This is a genomic window from Actinobacillus minor NM305, assembly GCF_000175195.1.
GTDB classification, from domain to species: domain Bacteria; phylum Pseudomonadota; class Gammaproteobacteria; order Enterobacterales; family Pasteurellaceae; genus Haemophilus_A; species Haemophilus_A minor.
In genome coordinates, this window is sequence record NZ_ACQL01000100.1 from 41,523 (window position 1) to 68,076 (window position 26,554).

Consider the following 26,554-nt stretch of genomic DNA (forward strand, 5'->3'; position numbering starts at 1 on the left):
ACCGTTATAGCAAAAAAACGTAAAGAAATAAAAAAAGATTCGGAAAGATATTTCATCTCTCCGAATCTTTCTGTTAGTCATATTTCAAACAAACATTACACAATTTCATTTGGCGTGAAAAAGTAAGCGATTTCTCGTTTAGCAGAATCTTCAGAATCAGAACCGTGTACTGAATTTTCACGACCGCTAATAGCATACAGTTGGCGAATAGTGCCTTCTTTACGATCTTCTACCTTTGTTGCTCCCATTAATTCACGATAATGCGCAATAGCATTTTCACCTTCAAGCACCACCGCAACAATCGGCGCAGAAATCATAAAATCAACTAAAGGCTCAAAAAAATCTTTGCCCTGATGTTCTGCATAAAAACCTTCAGCTTGCTCTTTTGTTAATTGAAGTTTTTTCAATGCCTTAATCGTTAATCCGGCTTCTTCAATATGAGCGAGAATTTTGCCAATCAAATGACGTTTTGTTGCATCAGGTTTTATTAAGCATAATGTTTGCTGAATCATAACGCTTTCCTCACATTATTTCACTTGCATACCAGCTCGGATACCTTCATCGCCTGAAAGTAAGAATAAATCCGAACCGCCGGTACCTGCTGAAAGGATCATGCCTTCAGAAAGACCAAATTTCATCTTACGTGGCGCAAGGTTCGCAACCATAATCACAAAGCGACCGTTAAGTTCTTCCGGATTGTTATAAGCTGCTTTAATGCCTGAAAAAACTTGACGTTGATGATCGCCTAAGTCGAGTTGGAATTTCAATAATTTATTTGATTCCGGCACAGCTTCACAACTAATGACTTTTGCGACACGTAAATCTAATTTCGCAAAGTCATCGATGGTAATTTCAGGTAAAATCGGCTCAATTTCGCCATTATTTGCAATGTTTTCCACTTTTTTCACCGCTTGTTTTGTTTTCTCTTCTACTTTGCTTGCTTCTGCAAACAATGCTTTTGTTTCTTCAATCACCGCATCAATCTGTTTTTGCTCTAAACGAGTAAACAGTGACTTAAATGGTGCAACGCTATGCCCTAATAATGGTTGAGCAATGTTATCCCAACGTAGCTCACTTTGTAAAAAGGCTTCTGCTCGTTCTGCTAATTGCGGTAATACCGGTTTTAAATAGCTCATTAAGATACGGAATAATTCAATTCCCATTGAGCAAACGGCTTGAAGTTCAGCTTCTTTACCTTCTTCTTTGGCAATAACCCAAGGTGCTTTGTCATCAATGTATTTATTGGCTTTATCGCATAAATCCATAATGACGCGGATAGCTTTATTAAATTCACGAGCTTCGTAATGTGCTGCAATCTGCTCTGATTGCGCAACAAATTCTGCAAATAGTGCTTGATCATCTAACGAAGTGGCTAATTTACCTTCAAAACGTTTTGCAATAAAACCAGCATTACGTGAAGCTAAATTCACGAGTTTATTCACAATATCGCTATTCACACGTTGAATAAAATCGGTGAGGCTTAAATCCAAATCTTCAATGCGCTCATTTAATTTCGCCGCATAGTAATAACGCAAACATTCCGGATCAATATGTTTTAAATAGGTGCTGGCTTGAATAAATGTCCCACGTGATTTTGACATTTTTACCCCATCAACCGTCACATAGCCGTGAGCAAAAATATTCGTTGGTTTACGTTGCTCACAACCATCTAACATCGCCGGCCAGAATAAACTATGGAAGTAAACAATATCCTTACCAATAAAATGATATAACTCGGCTGTTGAGTCTTTTTGCCAGAAAGATTGGTAATCTAACCCTGTACGATCACAAAGATTTTTAAATGATGCCATATAGCCGATTGGCGCATCTAACCATACATAGAAGAATTTATTTTCTGCATCTGGAATTGGAAAGCCAAAATAAGGCGCATCACGGCTAATATCCCATTGCTGTAAACCGCTCTCAAACCACTCTTGCATTTTATTAGCTATTTCAGATTGTAATGAGCCTGAACGAGTCCACGCTTTTAACATCTCTTCAAAAGCCGGTAAATCAAAAAAGAAATGCTCTGATTCTTTAACAATTGGCGTTGCACCGGAAACCACTGAACGAGGGTTAATTAAATCCATCGGGCTGTAAGTTGATGCACAAACTTCGCAGTTATCGCCGTACTGATCTTCTGCTTTACATTTTGGGCAAGTCCCTTTTACAAAACGATCCGGTAAAAACATCTGTTTTTCAGGATCGAATAATTGAGAAATAACACGACTTTTAATAAACCCATTCTCTTTTAATTTTTTGTACATCGCCGTAGTTAATTCACGGTTTTCGTCACTATGTGTTGAGTGATAGTTATCGAAGCTAATGTTAAATCCTTTAAAATCTGCCACGTGATCCGTTTTAGCTTTTTCAATCAGTTGCTCCGGTGTAATACCTTGCTTAGCAGCATTGAGCATAATTGGCGTGCCGTGCGCATCATCTGCACAGACAAAATGAACTTCGTGACCACGCATACGCTGAAAACGAACCCAAATATCCGCTTGAATATGCTCAAGCATATGCCCTAAATGAATTGCGCCGTTTGCGTAAGGTAACGCACAGGTAACCAACATTTTTCTTGTATTCGACATTATTCTTCTCTCTAAAACGTTATTAAAGTAAAACTTGACAGAAATTTGACCGCTTATTGTAGCTCAACCACAGGATTTTTTCTAGTTACCCTCTATTTATCTATTTTTTGCCTTAAAAGTTAAATTCTTGTAAATAACTTGTATCATTATTTTTATCGCATATACGCTACACAAAATATATTTGATGTAAATCAAACTTAACTCTAAAGAAGTACAAAAAATAGAGAAAAAGGACTTAATTTGATCAATAATTTCAGCAGTTAAAAAATTTCAAAATTTTAATTTTTAGAGGAACTAAACTATGGCTAAAGCAACTCAAACTGCTCAACCTTATGATGCTCAAGTTGAAGTGAATAATCTTGTCGAAAAAGGCTTAAAAGCACTCGATGAGTTCCGTCATTTAAACCAAGAACAAGTCGATTACATTGTGGCAAAAGCCTCTGTCGCAGCACTTGATAAACATGGCATTTTAGCAATGCATGCTTATGAAGAGACTGGACGTGGTGTCTTTGAAGACAAAGCAACCAAAAACTTGTTTGCTTGCGAATATGTTGTAAATAATATGCGACATTTAAAAACTGCTGGTGTAATTAGTGAAGATGATGTAACCGGTATTACAGAAATCGCAGATCCTGTTGGTGTTGTCTGTGGTATTACCCCAACAACAAACCCTACTTCTACGACCATTTTCAAAGCGTTAATCGCACTTAAAACCCGTAACCCAATCGTTTTTGCTTTCCACCCTTCTGCGCAACAATCTTCTGCCCATGCAGCTCAAGTCGTTTACGATGCAGCCGTGGCGGCCGGTGCGCCGGAAAATTGTATCCAATGGATTAAAACACCGTCAATGGAAGGCACATCTCTTCTTATGAAGCACCCTGGTATTGCAACCATTCTTGCTACGGGTGGTAATGCCATGGTGGAAGCTGCATACTCTTGTGGTAAACCGGCTTTAGGCGTAGGTGCCGGTAACGTACCAGCTTATGTTGAAAAAACAGCCAAATTAAAACAAGCTGTATATGACATTGTGATGTCAAAATCTTTCGATAACGGTATGATTTGTGCTTCAGAACAAGCGGCGATTGTTGATAAAGAAATTTATGCTGACTTTATTAAAGAAATGCAATCTTATGGCGTTTATTTAGTCAACAAAAAAGAGAAAGCATTACTTGAAAAATTCATCTTTGGTGTGGACAAAGCAAACGACCAAAACTGCTCCGGTGCAAAACTCAATGCAGCTGTTGTAGGTAAACCTGCTGCATGGATTGCAGAACAAGCTGGCTTTAGCGTACCTGCCAAAACAAATATTCTTTTAGCGGAATGTGCTTTTGTTGGCGAAGGTGAGCCGCTTACCCGTGAAAAACTTTCTCCGGTATTAGCTTTATTAAAATCAAATTCAACTGAACACGGTTTAGAACTTTCTGAAGCGATGGTTAATTTCCACGGTTTAGGACACTCTGCAGCAATTCATACTCAAAATGCTGAATTAGCGAAAACATTTGGCGAAAGAGTAAAAGCAATTCGTGTTATTTGGAACTCGCCATCAACCTTTGGTGGTATCGGCGATGTTTATAACTCCTTCCTCCCTTCATTAACATTAGGCTGTGGCTCTTACGGTAAAAACTCAGTGAGTAACAACGTAAGCGCAGTAAACTTGTTAAATATCAAACGTGTGGGCAGACGGAGAAATAATATGCAATGGTTTAAAGTTCCATCAAAAATCTACTTTGAACGTGATTCCATTCAATACCTCAAATCAATGCTTGATGTTGAGAAAGTGATGATCGTAACAGACCGTTCAATGGTTGATCTTGGTTTCGTTGATCGTATTACTGAACAGTTACGCCAACGCCGTAATAAAGTGATGATTCAACTATTTACCGATGTAGAACCAAACCCAAGTTTACAAACTGTCCAACGTGGTACGGAGTTAATGCGTAGCTTCCAACCAGATACCATTATTGCATTAGGTGGTGGTTCTCCAATGGATGCGGCTAAAATCATGTGGTTATTCTACGAGCAACCTGAAGTAGACTTCCGTGATTTAGTACAAAAATTTATGGATATTCGCAAACGTGCATTTAAATTCCCACAATTAGGTCGTAAAGCGAAATTCGTAGGAATTCCAACAACATCAGGTACAGGTTCAGAAGTTACGCCATTTGCCGTTATTACTGATGGTGATATTAAATATCCATTAGCAGACTACTCATTAACCCCGACAGTTGCAATTGTCGATCCGGCATTAGTGATGTCTGTACCATCTCACGTAGCAGCTGACACAGGATTAGACGTATTAACACACGCAACAGAGGCTTATACTTCAATTCTTGCTAATGATTTTACCGATGGTTTAGCACTACAAGCGATTAAATTAGTCTTTGAAAATCTTGAAAAATCAGTGAAAGAGTTTGATGAAGTAGCGCGTGAAAAAATGCACAACGCATCAACAATGGCGGGTATGGCATTTGCTAACGCATTCTTGGGGATCTGTCACTCAATGGCGCACAAAATTGGGGGCAAATTCCATACCATTCACGGGCGTACCAATGCAATCTTGTTACCGCACGTTATTCGTTACAATGGTACTCGCCCAACTAAAGTGGCAACTTGGCCGAAATATACCAATTATGTTGCGGATCAACGCTTCCAAGATATTGCAAGAATGTTAGGTTTACCGGCTTCAACTCCAGAAGAAGGTGTGGAATCTTATGCAAAAGCCGTTCACGACTTAGCTGTACGTTGTGGCGTGAAAATGTCCCTTCAAGAGCAAGGTGTTGATGAACAAGCCTTCTTAGCTGCTCGCCGTGAATTAGCATTAAATGCCTTTGAAGACCAATGTACACCGGCGAACCCTCGTCTTGCAATGGTTGAAGACATGGAAGAAATTATGACTAAAGCATTTTATGGGAAATAATTGACCATTAAAACCAAAGGGGGAATCGACATTGATTCCCCCTCTAATTTGTAATTTCCTAGTTGAAATTAACCGCTTATACTATCTCAACAATTTATCAATCACTCGGCTTACCGCAAAAAAGCCAAAAGTTGCGGTTACCATCGTTACCGCACCAAACCCATTGGCGCAATTCATGCTTGCAGAAATCTCACACCCATCTCCCATTTTTGGAAAAATCAGTGGCTGTGTTGAAAAAACACAATCAATACCAAATTTTCTCTTCGGGTTTTGGCTAAAGTTATACTCTTTACGTAATAGCGAGCGAACTTTTGAAGCAAGAGGATCTTGAATTGTTTTGCTTAAATCGGTAATTTGAATTTGTGTTGGATCTGTCTGTCCACCAGCACCGCCAGTGGTAATCAACTTAATTTTATGGCGTTTACAATAAGCAATGAGAGCCGCTTTCGTTCTTACCGAGTCAATAGCATCAATCACATAGTCATAGCCCCGATTCAAATACTCCGGAATATTCTCCGGCGTAATAAAATCATCAATAATTTCAATTTGGCATTCTGGGTTGATCTTCTCTATACGTTCCTTCATTGCTTCTGTTTTTAGCTGTGCGACCGTTCCACTCATCGCATGAATTTGGCGATTGATATTGGTCACACAAATATCATCCATATCAATCATCGTAATTTTCCCGATCCCTGACCGAGCAAGTGCTTCTACTGCCCATGAACCCACGCCCCCAATACCAATAACGCAAATATGAGAACGGCGTAATATTGCCAACCCTTCAGGCGTATAAAGGCGACCTATGCCCCCAAAACGTTGTTCATAATTATCTATTCTAGCCATTTTATTCCTTCTTATATTACTTTTTATCGTCTATTTTAGTGAAAAACGCATTATAATGTTTTATCTGCTTTTTGCTCAAGATTTCATATGCTTAAACTCAATGCAACTCAACAACTTGGACATTTACAACTTCAGCTGGATTTAAACATTCCAACTCAAGGCGTTACCGCTATTTTTGGTCGTTCCGGTGCGGGAAAATCAAGTCTTATCAATTTAGTTGCCGGACTTTCTACTCCACAAAAAGGCTTAATTTCATTAAATCAGCGTACTTTATTCGATGCTAAAACAAATCTACCGCCTGAAAAACGAAATATTGGTTATGTCTTCCAAGAACCACGTTTATTTCCACACTATTCGGTAGAAAAAAACCTGAAATATGGTTGCAAGCGGTTTGATCCCCACTATTTTTCGCAAATTGTTGAGCTCTTAGGCATTGGTGCATTACTCGACCGTTTTCCCATCAGTTTATCCGGTGGTGAAAAACAACGCGTGGCGATTGGTCGAGCTTTATTGAGTAATCCCGAATTATTGTTAATGGATGAGCCTCTTTCAGCCTTAGATCTCCCTCGTAAACAAGAATTACTAAATTACTTAGATCAACTTTCTAATAAACTCAACATTCCAATTTTATATGTAACGCATAGCTTAGATGAGATCATTCGCTTAGCAGATCATGTCATTCTTATTGAACAAGGGAAAGTTATCGTTTTTGATCAAGTAAAGAATGTTTGGAAACACCCCGCATTTGCGCAATGGCTCCCTGAACAATATCGACTCAGCTTATTAGAATTACCAATAAAATCGATCCAAACCACTTACCATATGCTTGAATTGGATCTAAATGGGCAATCCTTATGGGTTAATCAACTTGCACGCCATCAATTTGATCGGAAAATTCGCCTTACGATCAACAGTACCGATGTCTCTATTACATTAGCCCCCCCACAATACAGCTCTATTCGCAACATATTAAAAGGCAAGATTTCTGCTTGGGAAGATAACACCCAGCAAGTACAAGTTGCTGTTGATGTTGAAGGGCAAATCATTTGGGCAACAATTAGTACTTGGGCTTTTGATGAGCTTGCAATTAGAACAGGATTAGAAGTCTATCTTCAAATTAAAAGCGTTTCTTTATAACCTTGTAAAATTCACGTAAAATAAGACCGCTTAATCGTAAGAGGAATGTATGTCAGAAAAAATTATCGTGGAAGTTGCTTATGCTTACCCAAATCGTTTTTTTCTAAAAAAGATCGAATTAGATGAAAGCACTTCGATACAAAATGTTATCTTAAAATCAGGGATTTTAGAAAAATATACGGAGATTGACTTAAGAGAGAATAAAATTGGTATTTTTAGCCGCCCTGCCAAATTAACGGATATGGTTGAACATGGTGATCGCATTGAAATTTACCGCCCTCTTCTTGCCGATCCTAAAGAAATCCGCCGTAAAAGAGCAGCCGAACAAGCTGCAAAAGAAAAGTGATAAAATAAACCCCATACATTATGTGCATGGGGTTTATTTTTAGCGTTTATATTTACCAGCCATTGCTTGATAAACTAAATTCTCATTCGTCAAAATTGTGTATTTTTGATTTAGAATCGAAAGTTGTGAATTTAGCTCAGTATTCATCGCACTTATCCATTCACGGAATTCTGAAACCCCTTGATTGTAGCGATTTTTATAGTATGCACTAATTTTCTTATCTTTTTCGTATGTTTGTTGTAAAAGACCTAAACTACTACGAGATTGCTTATACGCATAATAGTAGTTGTCAATTTCGTTTAACGCACTTGTAATAGTTTGTTCGTAATTCATACGAGCAGTCATATAATCCGTTTCTGAAATTTTCACAGTGTTTTGTACACGATTCCAGTCAAGGAACGGTAAATCAAATGAGAATACGCCACTACCTACCGGATTATCGCCAATGTTCGCCGCTTTCGTTGCACTACTTGAAAGTGATGCGCCTAAAGTTAAAGTAGGAAACCAACTTTTCTCTGTTGCAGTTAATGTTTTAAATGCACTTTGTAAACGCTGTAGTCTTGCTGTCACATCAGGACGGTTTGCGATTGCAGAAACCGGAACATTCGTATCTACACCTTGCAATTTAACACTTAAAATGCTTGGGTAACGTGTTGCAATCGGTTGATTTGGTTTCAAATTAAGCAAATTACGCATTGTTTTTTCAGCTGTGTTTAAATTTGCGCGAAGAGCAACCACACTATTACGCGCATTTAAAGTTGATTGTTGCGCTTGTTCAACTGCTAAGCTATCAATCGCACCAGCCGCCAATTTATTACGTAAAATTCGGCTGATTTCTTCGTAGTTCTTAATGGTTTTCTCTGTTACAGCAATCGCATCACGGTAGTAAGCAATCTGATAATAGGTTGCAACCACAGAGTTGATTAATGATAAACGTGTTGATTTTAAATCTTCAATGGTTGCTTTATGCTCCCATTCTGCAGCACTTGCCGTATCCGCTAAACGTTTCCATAAATCAATGGTATAACTTAAGTTAAAACTTGCTGTGTTACTGATCGTTGAAACACCTGTTGAAACATTATTAGACGTAGAACCTACGCCCTTTGAAGCCGATGTAGAACCTGAACCACTAAAAGTAGGCACTAAATTAGCACCCACAAGATTTGCATTGTAAAGCGCTTTATTGACAGCAATCGCACTTTTTGCAAGATCTAAGTTATTTTGGATCGCTTGATCAACTAATGCATTTAATTGTGCATCGTTGTAACCTCTCCACCATTGTTCATTGATGGAAAATTGTTTTGTCACATCTTCATATTGTTGATAAGTTTCTTTAGCTTGTTCTATTGTGCCATCTTGGCTCATATTGGTTGAAGAACATGCTGAAACAGCAAGTCCTAACACAACACTAAAGGCAATTTTTGAAAGTTTCATCTGTTTTTCTTTCCTAAAATTTACTGATTTAATAATTTCGTGATTAACTCTTTATGACGGAGTGTTTGAGCATCCAATTTTAAACGTTCGGCTGTTAAAATGGATTTTAGTTCACTTAAAGCGGTTTGGAAATCATCATTAACAATCACATAATCAAATTCATTGTAATGGCTCATTTCAGACTCCGCTTCTGCCATTCGTTTAGCAATTGTTTCGGCAGAATCCTGACCTCGCCCAATTAAGCGTCTTTCCAACTCTTCTCGAGAAGGGGGTAAAATAAAGATTGTTTTCACATTAGGCACTTTTTCACGGATTTGTCTTGCACCTTGCCAATCAATATCCAAGAAAACATCAATGCCCTGCTCTAATGAGCGTTCGATCATCGGTAAGGAAGTCCCATAGTAATTACCAAAAACTTCCGCCCATTCTAAAAAATGACCTTTTTCAATCAATGCTTCAAATTCAGCATGATTCGTAAAGTAGTAATGAACGCCCTCTTCTTCGGCTGGGCGAGGGTTTCTTGTTGTATGTGAAATAGAAAGTTGAACTTCACTACGAGGCAAATCTGCTAATAATGCATTGATTAACGAAGATTTTCCAGCACCACTTGGTGCGGAAAGAATATAAAGATTACCTAAACTCACGATAAACCATCCTTTTTTACATCATAAAATGGAAAAATGGGTAACGAAATTACTTCATTACCCATTCTCTGAATTATCTTTTCGCAATAGGTGGAACAAATACGATACCTAAATCCCATGGTTGTTCAATCCATGTTTCTTGAGGAATATCAATTACGTAATCATCCACTAATGGCGCACCAGCCGGTTTTGCAAATACGGTAACAAATTTCGCATTTGGATACATTCTACGAATCTCACGTGCCGTATTACCTGTATCGACAAGGTCATCTACCACGATAAAACCTTCGCCACCATTAGCCACATCAGCCGCGTGTAATACATTTAATTCACCTTGAGAATCGTGATCATAACTTGCGATACACACTGTTTCAACGTGACGAATACCTAATTCACGCGCTAATACCGCTGCAGGGAATAAACCACCGCGGCTTACCGCAATAATGCCTTTCCATTGTGATGCAGGTAATAAACATTCTGCTAATTTGCGGGCGTGCATATGGAACATATCCCACGTTACCACATATTTTTCATTTGTGTATTTTTCGCTCATAATTTAATCCTAAGAATATAAAAAAATCGGCGAACTAAATCCACCGAATAAAAAAATTGCACTATTCTAACCTAAAAATTACTTTCGTGCTATTATTTCACTCAATTCTTATTACAAGCGGTAATCTTCCGTTCAAATTTTGCAAAAAAGGACAAAAAAGAAACCGCTTTCCATTATTTCGAGGTTGATATGTCAGACATTTCTACGCTAACTCCTACATCATTATGGCAATGGTTTGATAAAATTTGTGCCATTCCTCATCCATCCTATCACGAAGAGGCACTAGCCAACTTCATTACAGATTGGGCTAAAAGCAAGTCTTTTTTTGTAGAACGTGATGAAGCCGGTAATATTTTAATTCGTAAGCCGGCTACTCAAGGCATGGAACATCGCCAAACTATTGCCTTACAAGCTCACTTAGATATGGTTCCACAAGCGAATGCCGGTACTCAACATGATTTTACTCAAGACCCTATTCAACCTTATATTGATGGCGACTGGGTTAAAGCAAAAGGCACAACATTAGGAGCCGATAATGGGATTGGCTTAGCCTCTTGTCTTGCAGTTTTAGATGCTGAAGATTTGGCTCACCCTGAAATTGAAGTCCTTTTAACCATGAGTGAAGAAGTGGGAATGGAAGGAGCCATCGGCTTACGCCCAAATTGGCTCACAGCACCTATTATGATCAATACAGATACCGAAGATAATGGCGAAATTTATATTGGCTGTGCCGGGGGAGAAAATGTAAATGTAGAACTCCCTCTAGAGTATGTTTCAAATCCATTTAATCAAGCATTCAAAGTGACGTTAAAAGGATTACAGGGCGGCCATTCTGGCTGTGATATTCACACTAACCGAGTCAATGCAATTAAATTGCTTGCCCGTATTTTAGCGGAGACTTTACAAAATAACCCATTCCAACTTGCGGAAATAGCCGGTGGATCGGTACGCAATGCCATTCCTCGTGAAGCTTACGCGGTCATTGTTGCAAAAGATCTTGAAAAATTAACCGCTTACTTTGAACAATTAGGGAAGCAGTTAAAAGCAGAACTTAAATTCGCTGAACCCAATTTAACATTATTAGTGGAGACAACAGAAAATCCGACACAAATTTTTGATATTGCTTCAACTGAAAAAAGTCTTCATTTCTTAAATGTGTTACCTAACGGCATTATTCGTAACAGTGATACGATTAAAAATGTGGTCGAAACCTCATTAAGTATTGGCGTGTTAGAAACCAAAAATACTCAATTAGTCAGCACGATTTTATCTCGCTCTCTCATTGAAGGCGGTAAAGCAGAAGTACGAGCAAAAATTAATTCACTGGCTAAATTGGTTGGTGCAAAAGCAGAATTTTCAGGCAACTACCCAGGCTGGGAACCCGATGCTCATTCAGCGATTACTCAAATTACAAAAGAAGTTTATGACCAGATTTTAGGTTATGAAGCCCAAATAAAAGTGATTCATGCAGGACTCGAGTGCGGTTTAATCAAGAAAGTTTATCCACATATGGACTTAGTCTCGATTGGTCCAACCATTCGTAACGCTCATTCTCCGGATGAAAAAGTACACATTCCAGCCGTACAAATTTATTGGGAACTTTTAACACAATTATTGTCAAAAGCTCCGCTTAAGTAATTGTAATACTTTGTAATTTTTCTCGCGTCCAAGGGGCGAATTTAATAGAATTTGCCCGATTTATTTTTAACCAACCTTAATAGGATTTTAGAATGAAAAAGATTTTAGGCATTTTATTGATTGCAGTTATTGCACTTGGCGGTTATTCATTAACCAAATATAACGATTTAATGCGTGCAGAAGAAGATATTAACTCTGTTTGGGGTAATGTCGAGTCGGCTTATCAACGCCGCGCGGATTTAATTCCTAACTTAGTGAACACTGTAAAAGGTCAAGCGAATTTTGAAAAAGAAACGTTAACGGCAGTGATTGATGCACGAGCGAAAGCAACGGCGATTACTCTCGATCCGAAAACCGCTACCGAAGAAGATATGGCAAAGTTCCAAGAAGCACAACAAGGTGTAAATTCTTCGCTCTCTCGTTTATTAGTTTCTGTGGAAAAATATCCTGAATTAAAAGCGCACGAAGCGTTCTTAAACTTACAAGCACAATTAGAAGGAACTGAAAATCGTATCAATACTGAACGTAATAACTTTAATGCAGCAGTAAAAGAATACAATAAACAAGTGCGTGAAATGCCGACTAAAATTGCCGCAATGATTATGGGCTTTAAAGCGAAACCGCAATTTAAAGCTGAAGCTGGAGCAGAAAAAGCACCAACCGTAAATTTTAACTAATTAAAGCTGGGGAGAGTTTGCTCTCTCCGCTTTTTCATCGAGATTTGCGTATGAAAATTTTTCCTTTTTTTTCAAAAAAATTGCCTGTCGATACCACTCAAATCGAACAGGCAATTTCACATTTAGAACAGCGAACATCTGCGGAACTACGAGTGGTCGTTGAACGAAAAAATAAATCAGGTTTAAATGCCGTTAAACGAGCGGAACAACTGTTTGATGAATTAAACATGCGTGAAACGGTTGAACGAAATGGCGTATTGATCTATCTCTCTTTTGTTCCACACCATTTAGCGATTATTGGCGATAAAGGTATTCATGAGAAAGTCGGTCAAATTTTTTGGCAGTCCGTCTATGATGCAATAAAAATAGCCTGCCAGCATAATGAATACACGAAAGGTATTTGCGAAGGCATTAAACAAGTTGAAGCACAATTGGCTATCCATTTTCCTCGTAAAACCGATGATATTGATGAGCTCCCAAATGAGGTTGTGATCAAATGATAAGTAAAATCACACAGTTATTTAACCGCTTGTTTATCGTGTTATTCGCATTTATGAGTATCAATGCACTTGCTGCGGATAAATACCCTGCCGCGCCAAATCCATTTTATTATGTAACTGATTACACTAAAACATTAACACAGCAAGAATGGCGAACGCTAGAAGATGCTTTAATTGCAAATCGAGCCAAAACCAGCTCACAAATCATTGTTGCCATTATTCCTTCTACGGAAGGCGAAGCCATTGCCAGCTATGCAACCAACCTATTTAATAAATGGGGCATAGGTCGAACCAAAAATAATGAAAATAATGGCGTTCTCTTATTGATTGCGAAAAATGATCGAAAACTGTTTATCGCAACGGGAAGAGGTATTGAAGGCGCATTACCTGATGCCATTGCTTCAAGCATTATTCGTAACAACATTACGCCTTATTTTAAACAGGATCGCTATGCTGAAGGGATTGCAAGCGGACTTTCCGCGATTATGGCAGCAATAAACGGAGAGTATGCAGCCTACGATAGCTACGGCGAGAATGAAACCGAAGCCTTTGAAGATATTGATGGGTTACTCTTCTTCCTAGTGATGGGTATTGTCATCTTCTTAATTTTCCGCCCTCGAGGGAGTGATCGCTATATCAGTCCAAGTGCGGCGGAACAACTAGGTCGTGTTATTATCAATTCTCGCCGAAATGGTGGTTTTGGTGGCGGATTCGGCGGTAGCCGAGGCAGTGGCGATAGTTTCGGAGGAGGCTCTTCCGGTGGCGGTGGTGCCGGTGGTAGCTGGTAACATTCTATGTATTAACCCTTACCCCTTGTGGGAGAGGGAAAGATTTGGTTTCGTTTAGAAGCAAAATCAGGGAGAGAGGCAACATTGCATCTCAATATAATGCCTCTCCCCATTCTCATATTTTTCACAATTCCTTGCGTTTTATCATTTTTTTCAGAAATTAAATAAATTCTGTATTGCTATTTTCACTCGAATTAGGTATATCTCTACACAGTTTAAATTTAATCTTTTTATAGGAAAATGCCATGAATCAGCAACACTCTGCTCTTCGTCAAAATATTCATATGCTTGGCGATTTTTTAGGAGAAACCATTAAAGAAACTCAAGGAAATGAGATCTTAGAACTGATTGAGAGTATCCGAATTCTCTCGAAAAAATCACGTGCAGGCGATGCACAAGCTCGTGAACAGCTATTAAATAAATTAGCTAACATTTCCACTGAAAATGTATTACCGGTTGCACGTGCATTTAGCCAATTCTTAAATCTAACCAACATTGCAGAACAATATCAGACAATTTCCCGCCATGATTATGATGAAACATTGGGAAATCGCTCATTAGGCGCATTATTTGCTCGCTTAAAAGCACAAAACACGCCGGTTGAAACGGTTATCCAAACCATTAACAAACTTCTGATTGAGTTAGTTTTAACCGCTCACCCAACTGAGGTAACTCGCCGTTCATTAGTGCATAAACACGTTGAAATCAATAAATGTTTAGAAAAATTAGAACATGATGATTTAACGCCACCGGAAACTTACCGTATTCAACGCCGTTTAATGCAACTTATTGCATTAGCTTGGCACACAAATGAAATTCGTGTAGCTCGTCCAACACCGATTGATGAAGCAAAATGGGGAATCGCAATTATTGAAAATAGCCTTTGGAAAGCGGTTCCAGATTTTTGCCGTGAAATTAACTTCCAATTAGAAAAACATTTTGGCGTGCAATATAACGTAGAACTAGCTCCTGTTCGTCTTTCTTCTTGGATGGGTGGTGACCGAGATGGTAACCCTTTTGTAACGGCTGAAGTTACCCGTAAAGTGCTATGGATGAACCGTTGGAAAGCAGCAGATCTTTTCCTTAAAGACATTAGCGATTTAGCTGAAGAACTCTCTATTACCCAATGTACACCGGAATACCGTGCGAAATATGGCGATCATGTTGAACCTTATCGTACGGTAGTTAAAGGGTTAAGAAGCAAACTCCAAAAAACATTGGCTTATTTTGGCGAGTTACTCGAAGGCAAACAAATTACCATTGAACAAAGTGAAATTATCAGCAACGATAATGAACTTTGGGAACCGCTCTTTGATAGCTATAAATCACTTCACGCTTGTGGTATGCGTATTATCGCTAATGGTGGTTTATTAGATTGTTTACGCCGTATTCGTTGCTTTGGATTAAGTCTATCTCGTTTAGATATTCGCCAAGAAAGTACTCGCCACGAAATGGCGATTGCGGAAATTACTCGCTATATCGGTTTAGGGGATTACTCTCACTGGACTGAAGATGATAAACAAGCGTTCTTAGTTCGTGAATTAAGCTCACGCCGTCCACTTATCCCGACAAACTGGACGCCAAGCGCAGAAACACAAGAGATTTTAGATACCTGTAAAGTGATTGCAGAACAACCTGAAGGGGTTATCTCGGCTTATGTCATCTCTATGGCTCGTGAAGCCTCTGATGTATTAGCAGTACATTTACTACTCAAAGAAGCTGGCTGTAAATATACTATTCCGGTTGCTCCTCTCTTTGAAACGCTTGATGACTTAGATCACAGTGAAAAAGTGATGACCGATTTATTTAATATCGGTTGGTATCGTGGTGTAATTAACAACTATCAAATGGTAATGATCGGCTACTCAGACTCTGCGAAAGATGCCGGTATGCTTGCTGCCTCTTGGGCGCAATACCGCTCACAAGAAGCATTAGTAAACTTAGCCGAAAAATATAATATTGAACTCGTGTTATTCCACGGTCGTGGTGGTACTGTTGGGCGTGGTGGCGCACCGGCTCACGCAGCATTACTTTCTCAACCGCCTCGCTCGCTCAAATCGGGCTTACGTGTAACGGAACAAGGGGAAATGATCCGCTTTAAATTAGGTTTACCTGCAGTAGCGGTGGATACCTTCAACTTATACGCAAGTGCGATTTTAGAAGCGAATTTATTACCACCACCTGAGCCAAAACAAAGCTGGCGTGATGTGATGGATAAAGGTGCTGAAATTTCTTGTGAGATTTATCGTGGCGTTGTTCGAGGCGAACCGGATTTTGTGCCTTACTTCCGAGCAGCCACTCCGGAGCAAGAATTAGCAAAATTACCACTTGGTTCACGCCCTGCTAAACGTAATCCAAACGGCGGAGTGGAAAGTTTACGTGCAATTCCTTGGATCTTCGCTTGGATGCAAAACCGCTTAATGTTACCGGCTTGGTTAGGTGCAGGTGCAGCGCTTCGTCAATTGATTGAGCAAGGTAGCGAAGCAACCTTAAAAGAGATGAGCAAAGAATGGCCATTCTTTTCAACCCGTGTCGGTATGTTAGAAATGGTATTCTCTAAAGCCGATCTCAATTTAGCTGAATACTATGACCAACGCTTAGTTGCACCAGAACTCCATCGTTTAGGTAAAGCGCTACGTAAACAATTAAGTGAAGATATTAATACGATCCTCGCTCTTTCACACGATGGACAGTTAATGGGCGATTTACCTTGGATTGCTGACTCTATTGCGTTACGTAATGTTTATACCGATCCACTTAACTTGCTTCAAGTGGAATTACTGGCTCGCTTACGTGCACAAGGCGAAACCCCGGATCCTCAACTAGAACAGGCACTGATGATTACCATTGCAGGTATTGCTGCAGGTATGCGTAATACGGGCTAATTGTAAAAAATAGGGAAAATTAAACCGCTTGCGTAGCAAAATGCTGTACAAGCGGTTTTTTTCTATCAAAATTTTACACATCAAAATGAACTAACCTACTCAATCCCTATCAAAACTGTGATATGATTATGAATTGGTTTTATAGGTAACTTTTTATATGAACTTTCGTTTAAATTTTATCTTACTATTCATTGCTGCCGTACTCGGAGGTTGGTATATCAGCCAACAAGAACCTGAAAATGCAGAATTGGGTCAGCTGATTAAAAAGAATGGAACACCCGATTATACCGGAGATAGAATGTCTACTTCCGTATTTGATATCCAAGGTAAGCCTCAATACTATGCTGAAGCTGATGAGATCAAGCATTATGAAAATAGTGAGAGAACAGAATTCTTTAATCCTTTTGTCAATTTATTTGATAAAGTGACCGCTTTAAAACAATGGAAGTTAAGTGCGGATCATGCAGAAATTACTAAAGAAAAAATACTCAATTTAGTCGGTAACGTTAAACTTCAAGCTTTAGATCCAACATCACGTTTGCAAAAAATTGAAACCGATAAACTGACGATAGATTTAAATACTCAAGATATCTCTACAGAAAGTGTTGTGAAATCGACAGGTTTAGGATTTACCACAACAGGTACCGGTCTTAAAGGTAACCTCAAGCAACAAGTCGCTACATTACTGAAAGATGTCAAAAGCTATATTGAGCCTACGGTTATCAAAGAAACAAACGAACAAAATAAAACAGATTCAACCTCAAAGGATATTCAATGAAATTAATCATTAAATCTGCGATTTTAACTACTTTACTCGGCGTTAGCCTCTCTGCTCACGCACTAAAAAGTGATACAGACCAACCGATCAACATTGATTCAGGTAGTCAATCTCTTGATATGAACACAAATACCGTGACTTTCAGTGATGGTGTTGTGATTACACAGGGATCAATTAAAGTCAATGCGAGCAAAGTTACGATTGTTCGCCAAGAAGGTAAAAAAGAAACGATTGATGCTACTGGTGCGCCTGTGACATTCCAACAAACCTTAGATGATGGAAAGCCTGTAAATGGCAAAGGAAACAGTGTGCATTATGATCTCAATAGTGAATTTTTAACGCTTATTGGCAATGCTGAATTAAAACAATTAGATAGCTATATTAAAGCTGAACGCATTACTTATGATGTTAAAAAACAGCAACTTAAAGCAACGAGTGGTGGTAAATCACGCGTTAAAACGGTATTAATTCCAAATCAATTAAACGATAAAAAGAAAAAATAGGTAACGCATGGCAACTCTCTACGCAGAACATTTAGCAAAAAGCTACAAAAATCGTAAAGTAGTTAAAGATGTAAGCTTGCATGTAAAAACCGGAGAAATTGTTGGTTTACTCGGCCCAAATGGTGCAGGTAAAACAACAACATTCTATATGGTTGTCGGATTAGTTCGACATGATAACGGCACTATTCGTATTGATAATGAAGATATCAGTGTATTACCTATGCATGATCGTGCAAAACAAGGCATTGGTTATCTACCACAAGAAGCATCGATTTTCAGACGATTAAGCGTTTATGATAATCTAATGGCTGTACTTCAAGTACGAAAAGATCTGAATGATAAAGAACGTAAAGCGCGCGCAGACGAACTGATTGCAGAATTTCATATTGAGCATATTCGTGATAGTTTAGGGCAATCGCTTTCCGGCGGTGAGCGCCGCCGTGTTGAAATTGCACGCGCTTTAGCGGCTAATCCACAATTTATTTTATTGGATGAACCATTTGCCGGTGTAGATCCTATTTCTGTTATTGATATCAAGAAAATCATTGTTAATCTAAAAGAACGTGGTTTAGGTGTGTTAATTACTGATCATAACGTACGTGAAACTTTAGATGTTTGTGAACGCGCATATATTGTTGGTAGTGGCGAAATGATTGCAACAGGTACGCCTTCTGAAGTGCTAAATAATCCTAAAGTAAAAGAAGTGTACTTAGGTGAGCAGTTTAAACTCTAAGCTATGTTGAGAGAAATATCATGGTATTAACACAATTTCTAAGCCCCGAAAACATCCATCATAACGTCGTGATTTCCAGTAAAAAACGACTTCTTGAATTTATCGGGAAAATAGCATCTGATGCTTTTCAAAAACAATACCATGATCATGTATGTCCGGTAGAATGTTTTAGTAGTCTATTTAAGCGAGAAAAATTGGGCTGTACTTATATCAATAATGGTATCGCCCTACCTCATGCTAAACTGGCTGTTAATCCTGAAATAGAAATAAAACCGATTGCTATCTTCCTGAAATTAGAACAACCCATTGATTATGAAGTAAACGATAATAAAGAGGTTGATTTAGTTTATGCATTACTTTTCCCTGAAGGAACATGCACACAATATAAAGAAGTTTTTCAAACGATTGTACATAAATTAAATGATAAAAATCTGGCTAAACAATTAAGAGCGGCGCAATCTGCTGATGAAATTTGGCAACTCCTAGAATATACCGATAAACAAGTAAACGAAGAAATTGACTAAGGGACCTATATGGAACTTATCATTATTAGTGGGCGTTCAGGCTCAGGGAAATCTGTTGCTTTACGAGCACTAGAAGATGTGGGCTACTATTGCGTTGATAATATTCCCCTTCCTTTAATTCCACAACTGGCTGAATATTTAGCATCATCAAAACATTCTGCTGTTGTGAGTTTAGATGTACGTAATTTACCTCAAGATTCTAAAATTCTTGATGAGCTTTTTGCTAAATTAGCTCACATCAACACAAAATTAATCTTTCTTGATTGTGATCGAAGCACTCTTATTCGCCGATATAGTGATTCTCGTCGATTGCATCCTCTATCAACCCAAGATCTTTCACTAGAAAGTGCGATTGATTTAGAAGATAAATTACTTGAGCCACTTATCCAGCAATCTAACCATATTATTGATACTACTAATCTATCTTCTCATGAATTAGCAGAACAGCTACGTTCATTATTGCAAGGTTCAAAAGAAAAAGAACTCAATATCGTATTTGAATCTTTTGGCTTTAAATACGGCTTACCAGCAAATGCGGATTATGTTTTTGATGTGCGTTTTCTCCCTAATCCTCATTGGAATCCTGAACTACGTCCTATGACCGGATTAGAGCAACCGGTAATTGATTTTCTTGAAAGACAAACAGAAGTTCATCAATTTATTTACCATACTCGAAACTATTTAGAAATGTGGCTCCCTCAGCTAGAACAAAATAATCGTAGTTATCTAACAATAGCTATTGGTTGCACTGGAGGCAAACATCGCTCCGTATTTGTAGCTGAACAATTAGCTAAATACTTTGCGGCTAAAGGGAAAAAAGTCCAAATACGCCATCGCAGTTTAGAAAAACATCAGAAAAAAGCCTAAACTTTACGAAATATACAAGACTTTACGGAACGATTGTTTTAAGTATGAGTCTATAAGGGTACAATATTATTCTCCTCTTTTGAGGCTTATCATTCATTTTAAAGGAAAAACTTAAATGACTAAATTTACTAAAATCAGCGCAACAGCATTATTTGCATTATTTTTAACCGCTTGTGATAAACCAGCAAACAAGCCAGCTGAAGCAGCTAAACCTGCTGAAACTACACCAGCGACACAGCCAACTGAAGCATCAAAACCAGCTGAAGCTGCACCTGCTGCAGAAACACCAAAAGCAGAAACGACTGCACCAGCAGCGCAGTTAAGTGCAGAAGAATTAGCTCAAGGTAAAGAAGATTTCAAAAAAATCTTAGATTGGAATAAAACACAAGAGCAAATTGCTAATGCTGCACAAAAAACACTTCAAGAAAAATTAGCAACTCAAGATCCAAAACAAATTGAGGCAGCATTAACGGAGTTCACTAAAACAGTTGAAGACACTATTAAAAGCTTAGATGCAGTTGAAGTAAAAAATGCATTAGTGAAAACTTTTAAAGAAAAAACAAAAGAAGTTTTGGGCTTATCAAATAGTATTATTACAGATTCTGTGAAAGTGATGTCTAACCCAACAGCAGAAGCTCAAGAAGCATTAAAAGCAAAAGCTCAACAACTTCTTTCACAAGGTGGCGAGTTACAAAAATTACAAGCTGAATTACAACAGACCTTCGGCGATAAATAATCTCATGATATAATGAGCAAATGGTTAGAGATATACTCTAACCATTTTTTAGAGGATAAAAAATGACTAAATTAACAAAAATTAGTGCAATTGCATTATTAAGTATTTTTTTAACTGCTTGTGATAAAGCAGCAGACAAACCGGCTCAAAATACAACCACAGAGCAAAAAGCTGAAACCATTAAGGTAGATACAGGTGCTCAAGACTATAAAGCATTCCGTGAATGGCAACAAGTTCAAGAACACGCTATCAATAATGTGATTAAAAACGAAATGGAAAAATTAGGTGAGAAAGCTAAGGATCCAAAAGTAGCTCAAGAAGCAATAAGCAAAGCATTATTCACCCAACTTGAAGCAATTAAACAAAGTGCAAGCTCACTAAATATTAATGATGAGCAAGTAAAAGCATTAAAAGAGAAATCTCTTGAAGCATTATCATTAGGTGCTCAAATGATGGTTGAAGCAGAAAAAGTAGCGAAAAATCCAACACCGGAAGCGCATAAAGCTTTTGGAGATCTACAAGCAAAATTAGATAAAATTGCTCATGAAGGTAAAGCGATTGAAGCAGAACTCGTGAAAAAATATGAGCCTGCACCACAACCTAAACCGGAGCAATTACCAGCGCAAACACCTGAAATGAAACCGGAACAAAAACCGGCTCAATAAAACAGAAAATCGCTAGAAGTTACTTCTAGCGATTTTTTCATTTTACTTCAATCAATGAGCTATTATCATCTTTTGCTAATAGCTTTCCAACACGAAATAGTGGCACATTCATTTGATTTGCAATCTGCATAATTTTTTCAACCGCTTGCGGCTCTACTGCAACCAATAGCCCACCTGAAGTTTGAGGATCACATAAAATCGCTTTTTGCTCATTGGTTAAAGGTGAAATCAGATGCCCATAGCTCTCATAATTTCGTTGAGTCCCCCCCGGTACCGCTCCTAAAGCAATATAATCCTTTGTACCTTCTAACGTTTGAATATCATCAGAATTTACTACTGCCCTAACGTTTGAGCCTTGACAGATCTCGCTCAAATGCCCAAGTAATCCAAACCCCGTCACATCTGTCATTGCCGTAACTGCCTCTAATTGAGAAAATTCAGCACCAATCAAATTCATTTGGCACATCGCATCTCGCGCCAAATTTCGATGTTCCGGCTTCAAAATACCTCGTTTTTCTGCGGTTGTTAGAACTCCTATTCCTAACGGTTTTGTTAAAAAGAGTTCACAACCTGCATGGGCTGAAGCATTTTTCTTGATTTTTTCTGTTGGAATAACACCTGTTACAGCTAGCCCAAAAATAGGCTCTGGTGAATCGATAGAATGTCCACCGGCTAATGCAATACCTGCTGTTGCACAAGCTGCTCGTCCACCTTCTACAATTTGCTGCGCCACTTCGGCTGGAAGTTTATTAACTGGGAAGCCAAGAATAGCAATAGCCATGATAGGTTTTCCGCCCATAGCGAAAATATCGCTAATCGCATTTGTTGCAGCAATCCGACCAAAATCAAACGGATCGTCCACAATCGGCATAAAGAAATCCGTTGTACTAATGATCCCAATCCCATTACCAATATCATAAACTGCTGCATCATCAGCCGTTTCGTTACCAACTAATAAATTAGGATCAATAAATTTTTCTAATTGGCTTTGTAAAATGGTCCCTAACACCTTAGGAGAAATTTTACAGCCTCAACCAGCACCATGACTAAACTGCGTTAAACGTATCGGTTCAGACATTTTTCCTCCTAAAACTCTTATATATTAAAAATATTAACTAATTAAGCGGTTACATTTTAAGAAATTTTTACAAATATTATAACTCTTTCTTTAATGCTTCTTTTACATTTTCGATAACAGATTCCCAAGTTAGACTAATTGATTGACGGAACAACCTAACGCTATCATACCAAGGGCTATCATCTCTCCCTAATAACCAACGAAAATCAGGATTATATGTAATCATAATCCATGTTGGGATAGCCATAGCTGCCGATAAATGAGCAACTGAAGTATCAACAGAGATAACTAAATCTAATTGAGAAACTAAACCTGCCGTATCCGAAAAACTTTCAATTTTATCATCCCAAAATGAAAGATTTGAAAAGGCTTTCGCTTTTTCTCTATCTTCCGGATCAACTTCTTTTTGTAAGCAATAAAACTCAGCATCTAAAGCAAATAAAGAAGAAATTTGTTCAAAGCTCATATTACGAGAACGGAAACGATTATGATCTTTTGATCCAGCCCACACAACACCAATTCGCTTTTTATAGCCTTTTTGCCCTAATAAGTTTCTCCATTTTTGTTCAAACTCAGGTTCAACTTCTAAATATTTTCCTGAATAAGGAATATTTTCAAGCGTAGTTTTAAATAAATGAGGAAAACTCATTACATGAGCATAAGCAGCCACTGCAGAAGGAATCGGATCTCGCCCTAGAATTGGAATACCGTGCTTTCTCAAGGAATAACTCAATAGCCCATCTAGAGCATCGCGATTTTTCACAACGATATTTAAACCTTGCTCTTTGGCAACTATCGCATAACGAATAAATTGAATAACATCACCTAATCCTTGCTCTGGTAAAATAATTAAAGTATTACCATTTAGATCTTCTCCTTGCCATCTTGAGATAGGCCAATCTTTTACGGTGCTATCTTTAACCATTCCATCTAAACGCCACTCAAACTCTTTCCACCCTTCTTCATAGCGACCAAGTAAAATAGAAATAAAAGAACGGTGGCAATAAGCAAATCCATAATTTTTCTTGCGGCTAATCGCATAATCAACATCACGTAATGCCATCTCGTATAGACCTAATTTTTGTAATGTGTTTGCACGATTTACATAGGCAGTTAAAACATCCGGGTATTTTAAAATATAGTTATCATACTCTCCCAAAATTTTAATGAAATCAGCTTGAGTAACCATTCCTCTTTCCATTTCAAGAATTTTGACAAGGTCAGCCTTTTCAGCTTCTTCTATACTTAATTTCTTTTCTTCTTCCGTCATTGTTTTTCCTAAATTTTAAAATCTTGACTTACTACACTAATATTATTTATCAGAAAATAGACTATCCATAAGAGTAACAAATTGCTTAGTAATATTATCCATACTAAATCTATCAATTGCTTCAGGCAATAATTGAATATAATGCTGATATAGAGAATTATCTGTTAATAACCGATAAGTTGTTTCAACAAATTGTTCCTCATCCCCCATCGGAACTAAACCACCATATTTCCCATCAGCTAAGATTTCTCTCGGTCCTGTTGGACAATTAAAAGCAACAACAGGCGTACCACAAATCATACTTTCAACTAAAACCATACCAAACCCTTCAAATCTAGCGGTATGAATAAAAAGTTTTGCTTGTTTCATAAAAGGAAAAGGATTCTTTCTTCTCCCTAAAATAAAGCAATCATTTTCTAATCCAAGCGTACGTATTTTATTTATTAGAAGTTCTTCAGATTCTCCATCACCAATAATATAGAGCTTTTCTTTAATGCCTTTTTGCTTTAATTTATAATAAATATCAATCATTTGTTGATGATTTTTATATTCGTCTAATCGCCCAACTTGTAAAATAAATGGCTTTTCTAATAAAACCGAATCTTCTTCAGATACCTTTTGATTTGCCAATACTTTTATTTTGTTCAGATCTATTGGATTAAATAACATTGTTGATTCTTTATTGATTTTAAATAGATGAGATACATACATATCACAACGCTTTTTCATATCTTCACAAATTGATACAAAAACATCATACTTATTTAAAATCATTTTATATTCATCGTAATTCGAGAACCAACTTCCAAAAACACCATCGGAGTGAATCCAATAAATAATAGGCCGCTTAATTTGCAAACGATATTCTTCGGTCACATAGTGTTTAAAAACATTTAAAAAATCAATAACAACATCATATTCTTCTTTATTTATTAAATTAATAAGACGCTTTAATCTTTCTTCCCATAGTCCTTCGATTTTACAAATTTGTTCCTCATTAAGCCCTAATGATGAGGATAACGCCCTAATTTGTCTAGATGCATACATAAAGCGCATTTCTTCAGGTGTTGCTAAGAAATGAATATTCACTCTAGGATCTATTTTTTCGATATTATATTGCTCTGTATTATTAAAAACAGCTAATGAAACATCATAATCTGGATGACCGGCAGCAATATTTAAATAATTAATCAAAACAGTCTCGGCTCCCCCCATAACTAAGTGTGGATGCATAAATAATATTTTCTTTTTCATGTTATTACCTATTTATTTTTTGTACATTATAACAAACTCTCCCTTAAATTTTTTGTATATAAGCGGTTAAATTTAAACTATTTTTTACAAAAAAAAGCCCTCTTCCTTGGAAGAGAGCTTCATCATAGCTATGTTAGAAAATTACCATTGGTAACCCACACCGGCGCCACCGGAGAAGTGACCTGAACTATTAGCTGAACCTTGAACTTTCAAGATAAGCTTACCATTATCACTTGCTCTTGAGTAACCTACAGCAACAGCCGAAGCTCCACCGTAAGTACCGCCAGCAGCAGACACCATTGATTTACCAGGGATATAAACTTGTGGTAATGCAGCTGAAGCCGCTGAGCTTGCACCCACACCACGAACGCGTTTATCTAAGTTATCGACTTTGTTATTCACATTAGCGATATCATTTTTCACCTGTTTCAATTGGCTAACATTTACTGCATCAGTGTCATTTACACCAGCTGCAACATTAGTGATACGTTTACCACCGGCATTGATACCGTTGTTATTGATTTCAACATTACCAACTTTCACAGTTTTTGCGGTCACAGTGTCTGATGTTACTGTTTTCGCTGTAACAGTATTTGCAGTCACAGTATCTGATTTTACTGTTTTCGCTGTTACTGTATCAGCTTTGACTTCTTTCGCAGTTACTGTATCCGCTTTAACTTCTTTAGCTGTTACCTTATTAGCAGTAATTTCTTTTGCTGTTACGGTATTGAATGTTGGAGTCATTGACGTTGCAATAGTGATTTCCTTACCATCACGAGCAACTACAATATTATCTCCAGCAATAACTTTCACAGCATCGCCAGCTTTTACTTTACCATTACCGGTAGAAGTTGATTTACCTGATCCGGTTTCACCCACATCGACAGTCCATGAAACATTATTAATTGTTTCAGTAATATCGCCAACAGTTGCAACCTTGTCTTTATCTGCTTCTGTTGTTGGCTTAGCTTGACCATCTTCAGTTACAGTTGAAGTTCCAGTTTTCACCGATACTTTATAATCAGTAACTTTCACACCATCTATTGTTGTCGTTCCATTATTTACAACTTCAACAATATCTGATCCTGAAACTGATGCGCTTGTATCTGAATTTGAACCAGCTGGGCCAGTAGAGCCTGCATCACCTTTCGGTCCTGTTGCACCGATTGCACCCGTATCACCTTTATCACCTT

The 26,554-nt window shown here is 37.9% G+C and carries 25 protein-coding genes; 15 read left to right on the top strand and 10 right to left on the bottom strand.

Going from position 1 to position 26,554, the window contains the following annotated elements:
* Positions 1–95: 95 nt before the first annotated feature.
* A complete protein-coding gene (gene ndk, locus AM305_RS07100; RefSeq protein WP_005824471.1) occupies positions 96–512 on the bottom strand; it encodes a nucleoside-diphosphate kinase in 417 nt (138 codons plus the stop codon).
* A gap of 15 nt (positions 513–527) precedes the next feature.
* A complete protein-coding gene (gene metG / locus AM305_RS07105; protein ID WP_005824473.1) occupies positions 528–2,591 on the bottom strand; it encodes a methionine--tRNA ligase in 2,064 nt (687 codons plus the stop codon).
* 301 nt (positions 2,592–2,892) lie between these two features.
* On the opposite strand from metG, the gene adhE reads away from it, so the two are divergent.
* Positions 2,893–5,508 (top strand): bifunctional acetaldehyde-CoA/alcohol dehydrogenase, encoded by a 2,616-nt coding sequence (gene adhE / locus AM305_RS07110; protein WP_005824476.1) that lies wholly within the window; start codon positions 2,893–2,895, stop codon positions 5,506–5,508.
* An 81-nt stretch (positions 5,509–5,589) separates the two neighbouring features.
* On the opposite strand, the gene tcdA is transcribed toward adhE, so the two are convergent.
* The gene (gene tcdA / locus AM305_RS07115) at positions 5,590–6,351 is read right to left on the bottom strand and encodes a tRNA cyclic N6-threonylcarbamoyladenosine(37) synthase TcdA (RefSeq protein ID WP_005824478.1); all 762 of its coding nucleotides are present in this window, start codon (positions 6,349–6,351) and stop codon (positions 5,590–5,592) included.
* Positions 6,352–6,438: 87 nt separating this feature from the next.
* Here tcdA and modC point away from each other — a divergent pair, with 87 nt between their 5' ends.
* Positions 6,439–7,488, top strand: coding sequence for a molybdenum ABC transporter ATP-binding protein ModC (gene modC, locus AM305_RS07120; RefSeq protein WP_005824479.1), 1,050 nt, complete (start codon positions 6,439–6,441; stop codon positions 7,486–7,488).
* Positions 7,489–7,537: 49 nt separating this feature from the next.
* Positions 7,538–7,834: an RnfH family protein gene (locus AM305_RS07125; RefSeq protein WP_005824481.1), complete on the top strand. Its 297-nt coding sequence runs from the start codon at positions 7,538–7,540 to the stop codon at positions 7,832–7,834.
* Positions 7,835–7,873: 39 nt separating this feature from the next.
* On the opposite strand, the gene tdeA is transcribed toward AM305_RS07125, so the two are convergent.
* From tdeA to gpt, 3 genes are all read right to left on the bottom strand, one after another.
* A complete protein-coding gene (tdeA, locus tag AM305_RS07130; protein WP_005824482.1) occupies positions 7,874–9,268 on the bottom strand; it encodes a toxin/drug exporter TdeA in 1,395 nt (464 codons plus the stop codon).
* A 20-nt stretch (positions 9,269–9,288) separates the two neighbouring features.
* Positions 9,289–9,912 carry a guanylate kinase gene (gmk, locus tag AM305_RS07135; RefSeq protein ID WP_005824484.1) on the bottom strand — a complete coding sequence of 208 codons (624 nt, stop codon included), beginning with the start codon at positions 9,910–9,912 and terminating at the stop codon, positions 9,289–9,291.
* A 73-nt stretch (positions 9,913–9,985) separates the two neighbouring features.
* The gene (gene gpt / locus AM305_RS07140; RefSeq protein WP_005824487.1) at positions 9,986–10,465 is read right to left on the bottom strand and encodes a xanthine phosphoribosyltransferase; all 480 of its coding nucleotides are present in this window, start codon (positions 10,463–10,465) and stop codon (positions 9,986–9,988) included.
* A gap of 189 nt (positions 10,466–10,654) precedes the next feature.
* Here gpt and AM305_RS07145 point away from each other — a divergent pair, with 189 nt between their 5' ends.
* From AM305_RS07145 to AM305_RS07200, 12 genes are all read left to right on the top strand, one after another.
* A complete protein-coding gene (locus tag AM305_RS07145) occupies positions 10,655–12,103 on the top strand; it encodes an aminoacyl-histidine dipeptidase (protein WP_005824488.1) in 1,449 nt (482 codons plus the stop codon).
* 92 nt (positions 12,104–12,195) lie between these two features.
* Positions 12,196–12,780, top strand: a complete 585-nt coding sequence (locus tag AM305_RS07150; protein ID WP_005824490.1) for a LemA family protein — start codon at positions 12,196–12,198, stop codon at positions 12,778–12,780.
* Between the two features lie 50 nt (positions 12,781–12,830).
* A complete protein-coding gene (locus AM305_RS07155) occupies positions 12,831–13,280 on the top strand; it encodes a TPM domain-containing protein (RefSeq protein ID WP_005824491.1) in 450 nt (149 codons plus the stop codon).
* 53 nt (positions 13,281–13,333) lie between these two features.
* Entirely contained in the window at positions 13,334–14,068 is a 735-nt protein-coding gene (locus AM305_RS07160) for a TPM domain-containing protein (protein ID WP_420196306.1), read from the top strand.
* 245 nt (positions 14,069–14,313) lie between these two features.
* Entirely contained in the window at positions 14,314–16,953 is a 2,640-nt protein-coding gene (gene ppc / locus AM305_RS07165; RefSeq protein WP_005824493.1) for a phosphoenolpyruvate carboxylase, read from the top strand.
* A 157-nt stretch (positions 16,954–17,110) separates the two neighbouring features.
* On the top strand, positions 17,111–17,731 hold the full coding sequence (gene lptC, locus AM305_RS07170) for an LPS export ABC transporter periplasmic protein LptC (RefSeq protein WP_005824494.1): 621 nt from the start codon (positions 17,111–17,113) through the stop codon (positions 17,729–17,731).
* A complete protein-coding gene (gene lptA, locus AM305_RS07175; protein ID WP_005824495.1) occupies positions 17,728–18,234 on the top strand; it encodes a lipopolysaccharide transport periplasmic protein LptA in 507 nt (168 codons plus the stop codon). The genes lptC and lptA overlap by 4 nt, the downstream gene beginning before the upstream one ends.
* Before the next feature lie 7 nt (positions 18,235–18,241).
* The gene (gene lptB, locus AM305_RS07180; protein WP_005820492.1) at positions 18,242–18,967 is read left to right on the top strand and encodes an LPS export ABC transporter ATP-binding protein; all 726 of its coding nucleotides are present in this window, start codon (positions 18,242–18,244) and stop codon (positions 18,965–18,967) included.
* 20 nt (positions 18,968–18,987) lie between these two features.
* Positions 18,988–19,491: a PTS sugar transporter subunit IIA gene (locus AM305_RS07185; RefSeq protein WP_005824496.1), complete on the top strand. Its 504-nt coding sequence runs from the start codon at positions 18,988–18,990 to the stop codon at positions 19,489–19,491.
* Between the two features lie 9 nt (positions 19,492–19,500).
* On the top strand, positions 19,501–20,358 hold the full coding sequence (rapZ, locus tag AM305_RS07190; RefSeq protein ID WP_005824497.1) for an RNase adapter RapZ: 858 nt from the start codon (positions 19,501–19,503) through the stop codon (positions 20,356–20,358).
* Positions 20,359–20,473: 115 nt separating this feature from the next.
* Positions 20,474–21,094 carry a hypothetical protein gene (locus AM305_RS07195; RefSeq protein ID WP_005824498.1) on the top strand — a complete coding sequence of 207 codons (621 nt, stop codon included), beginning with the start codon at positions 20,474–20,476 and terminating at the stop codon, positions 21,092–21,094.
* A gap of 62 nt (positions 21,095–21,156) precedes the next feature.
* The gene (locus tag AM305_RS07200; RefSeq protein ID WP_005824499.1) at positions 21,157–21,759 is read left to right on the top strand and encodes a hypothetical protein; all 603 of its coding nucleotides are present in this window, start codon (positions 21,157–21,159) and stop codon (positions 21,757–21,759) included.
* Positions 21,760–21,796: 37 nt separating this feature from the next.
* Here AM305_RS07200 and selD read toward each other — a convergent pair whose 3' ends face one another.
* The 4 genes from selD to AM305_RS11840 all read right to left on the bottom strand — a co-directional run.
* The gene (gene selD, locus AM305_RS07205) at positions 21,797–22,837 is read right to left on the bottom strand and encodes a selenide, water dikinase SelD (RefSeq protein ID WP_081453545.1); all 1,041 of its coding nucleotides are present in this window, start codon (positions 22,835–22,837) and stop codon (positions 21,797–21,799) included.
* Positions 22,838–22,913: 76 nt separating this feature from the next.
* A complete protein-coding gene (locus tag AM305_RS07210; protein ID WP_005824503.1) occupies positions 22,914–24,107 on the bottom strand; it encodes a tetratricopeptide repeat-containing glycosyltransferase family protein in 1,194 nt (397 codons plus the stop codon).
* Positions 24,108–24,149: 42 nt separating this feature from the next.
* Positions 24,150–25,361: a glycosyltransferase gene (locus AM305_RS12775; RefSeq protein WP_035294196.1), complete on the bottom strand. Its 1,212-nt coding sequence runs from the start codon at positions 25,359–25,361 to the stop codon at positions 24,150–24,152.
* 141 nt (positions 25,362–25,502) lie between these two features.
* Positions 25,503–26,554 (bottom strand): YadA family autotransporter adhesin (locus AM305_RS11840; RefSeq protein WP_005824507.1); only part of this gene is annotated, 1,052 nt, incomplete at its 5' end.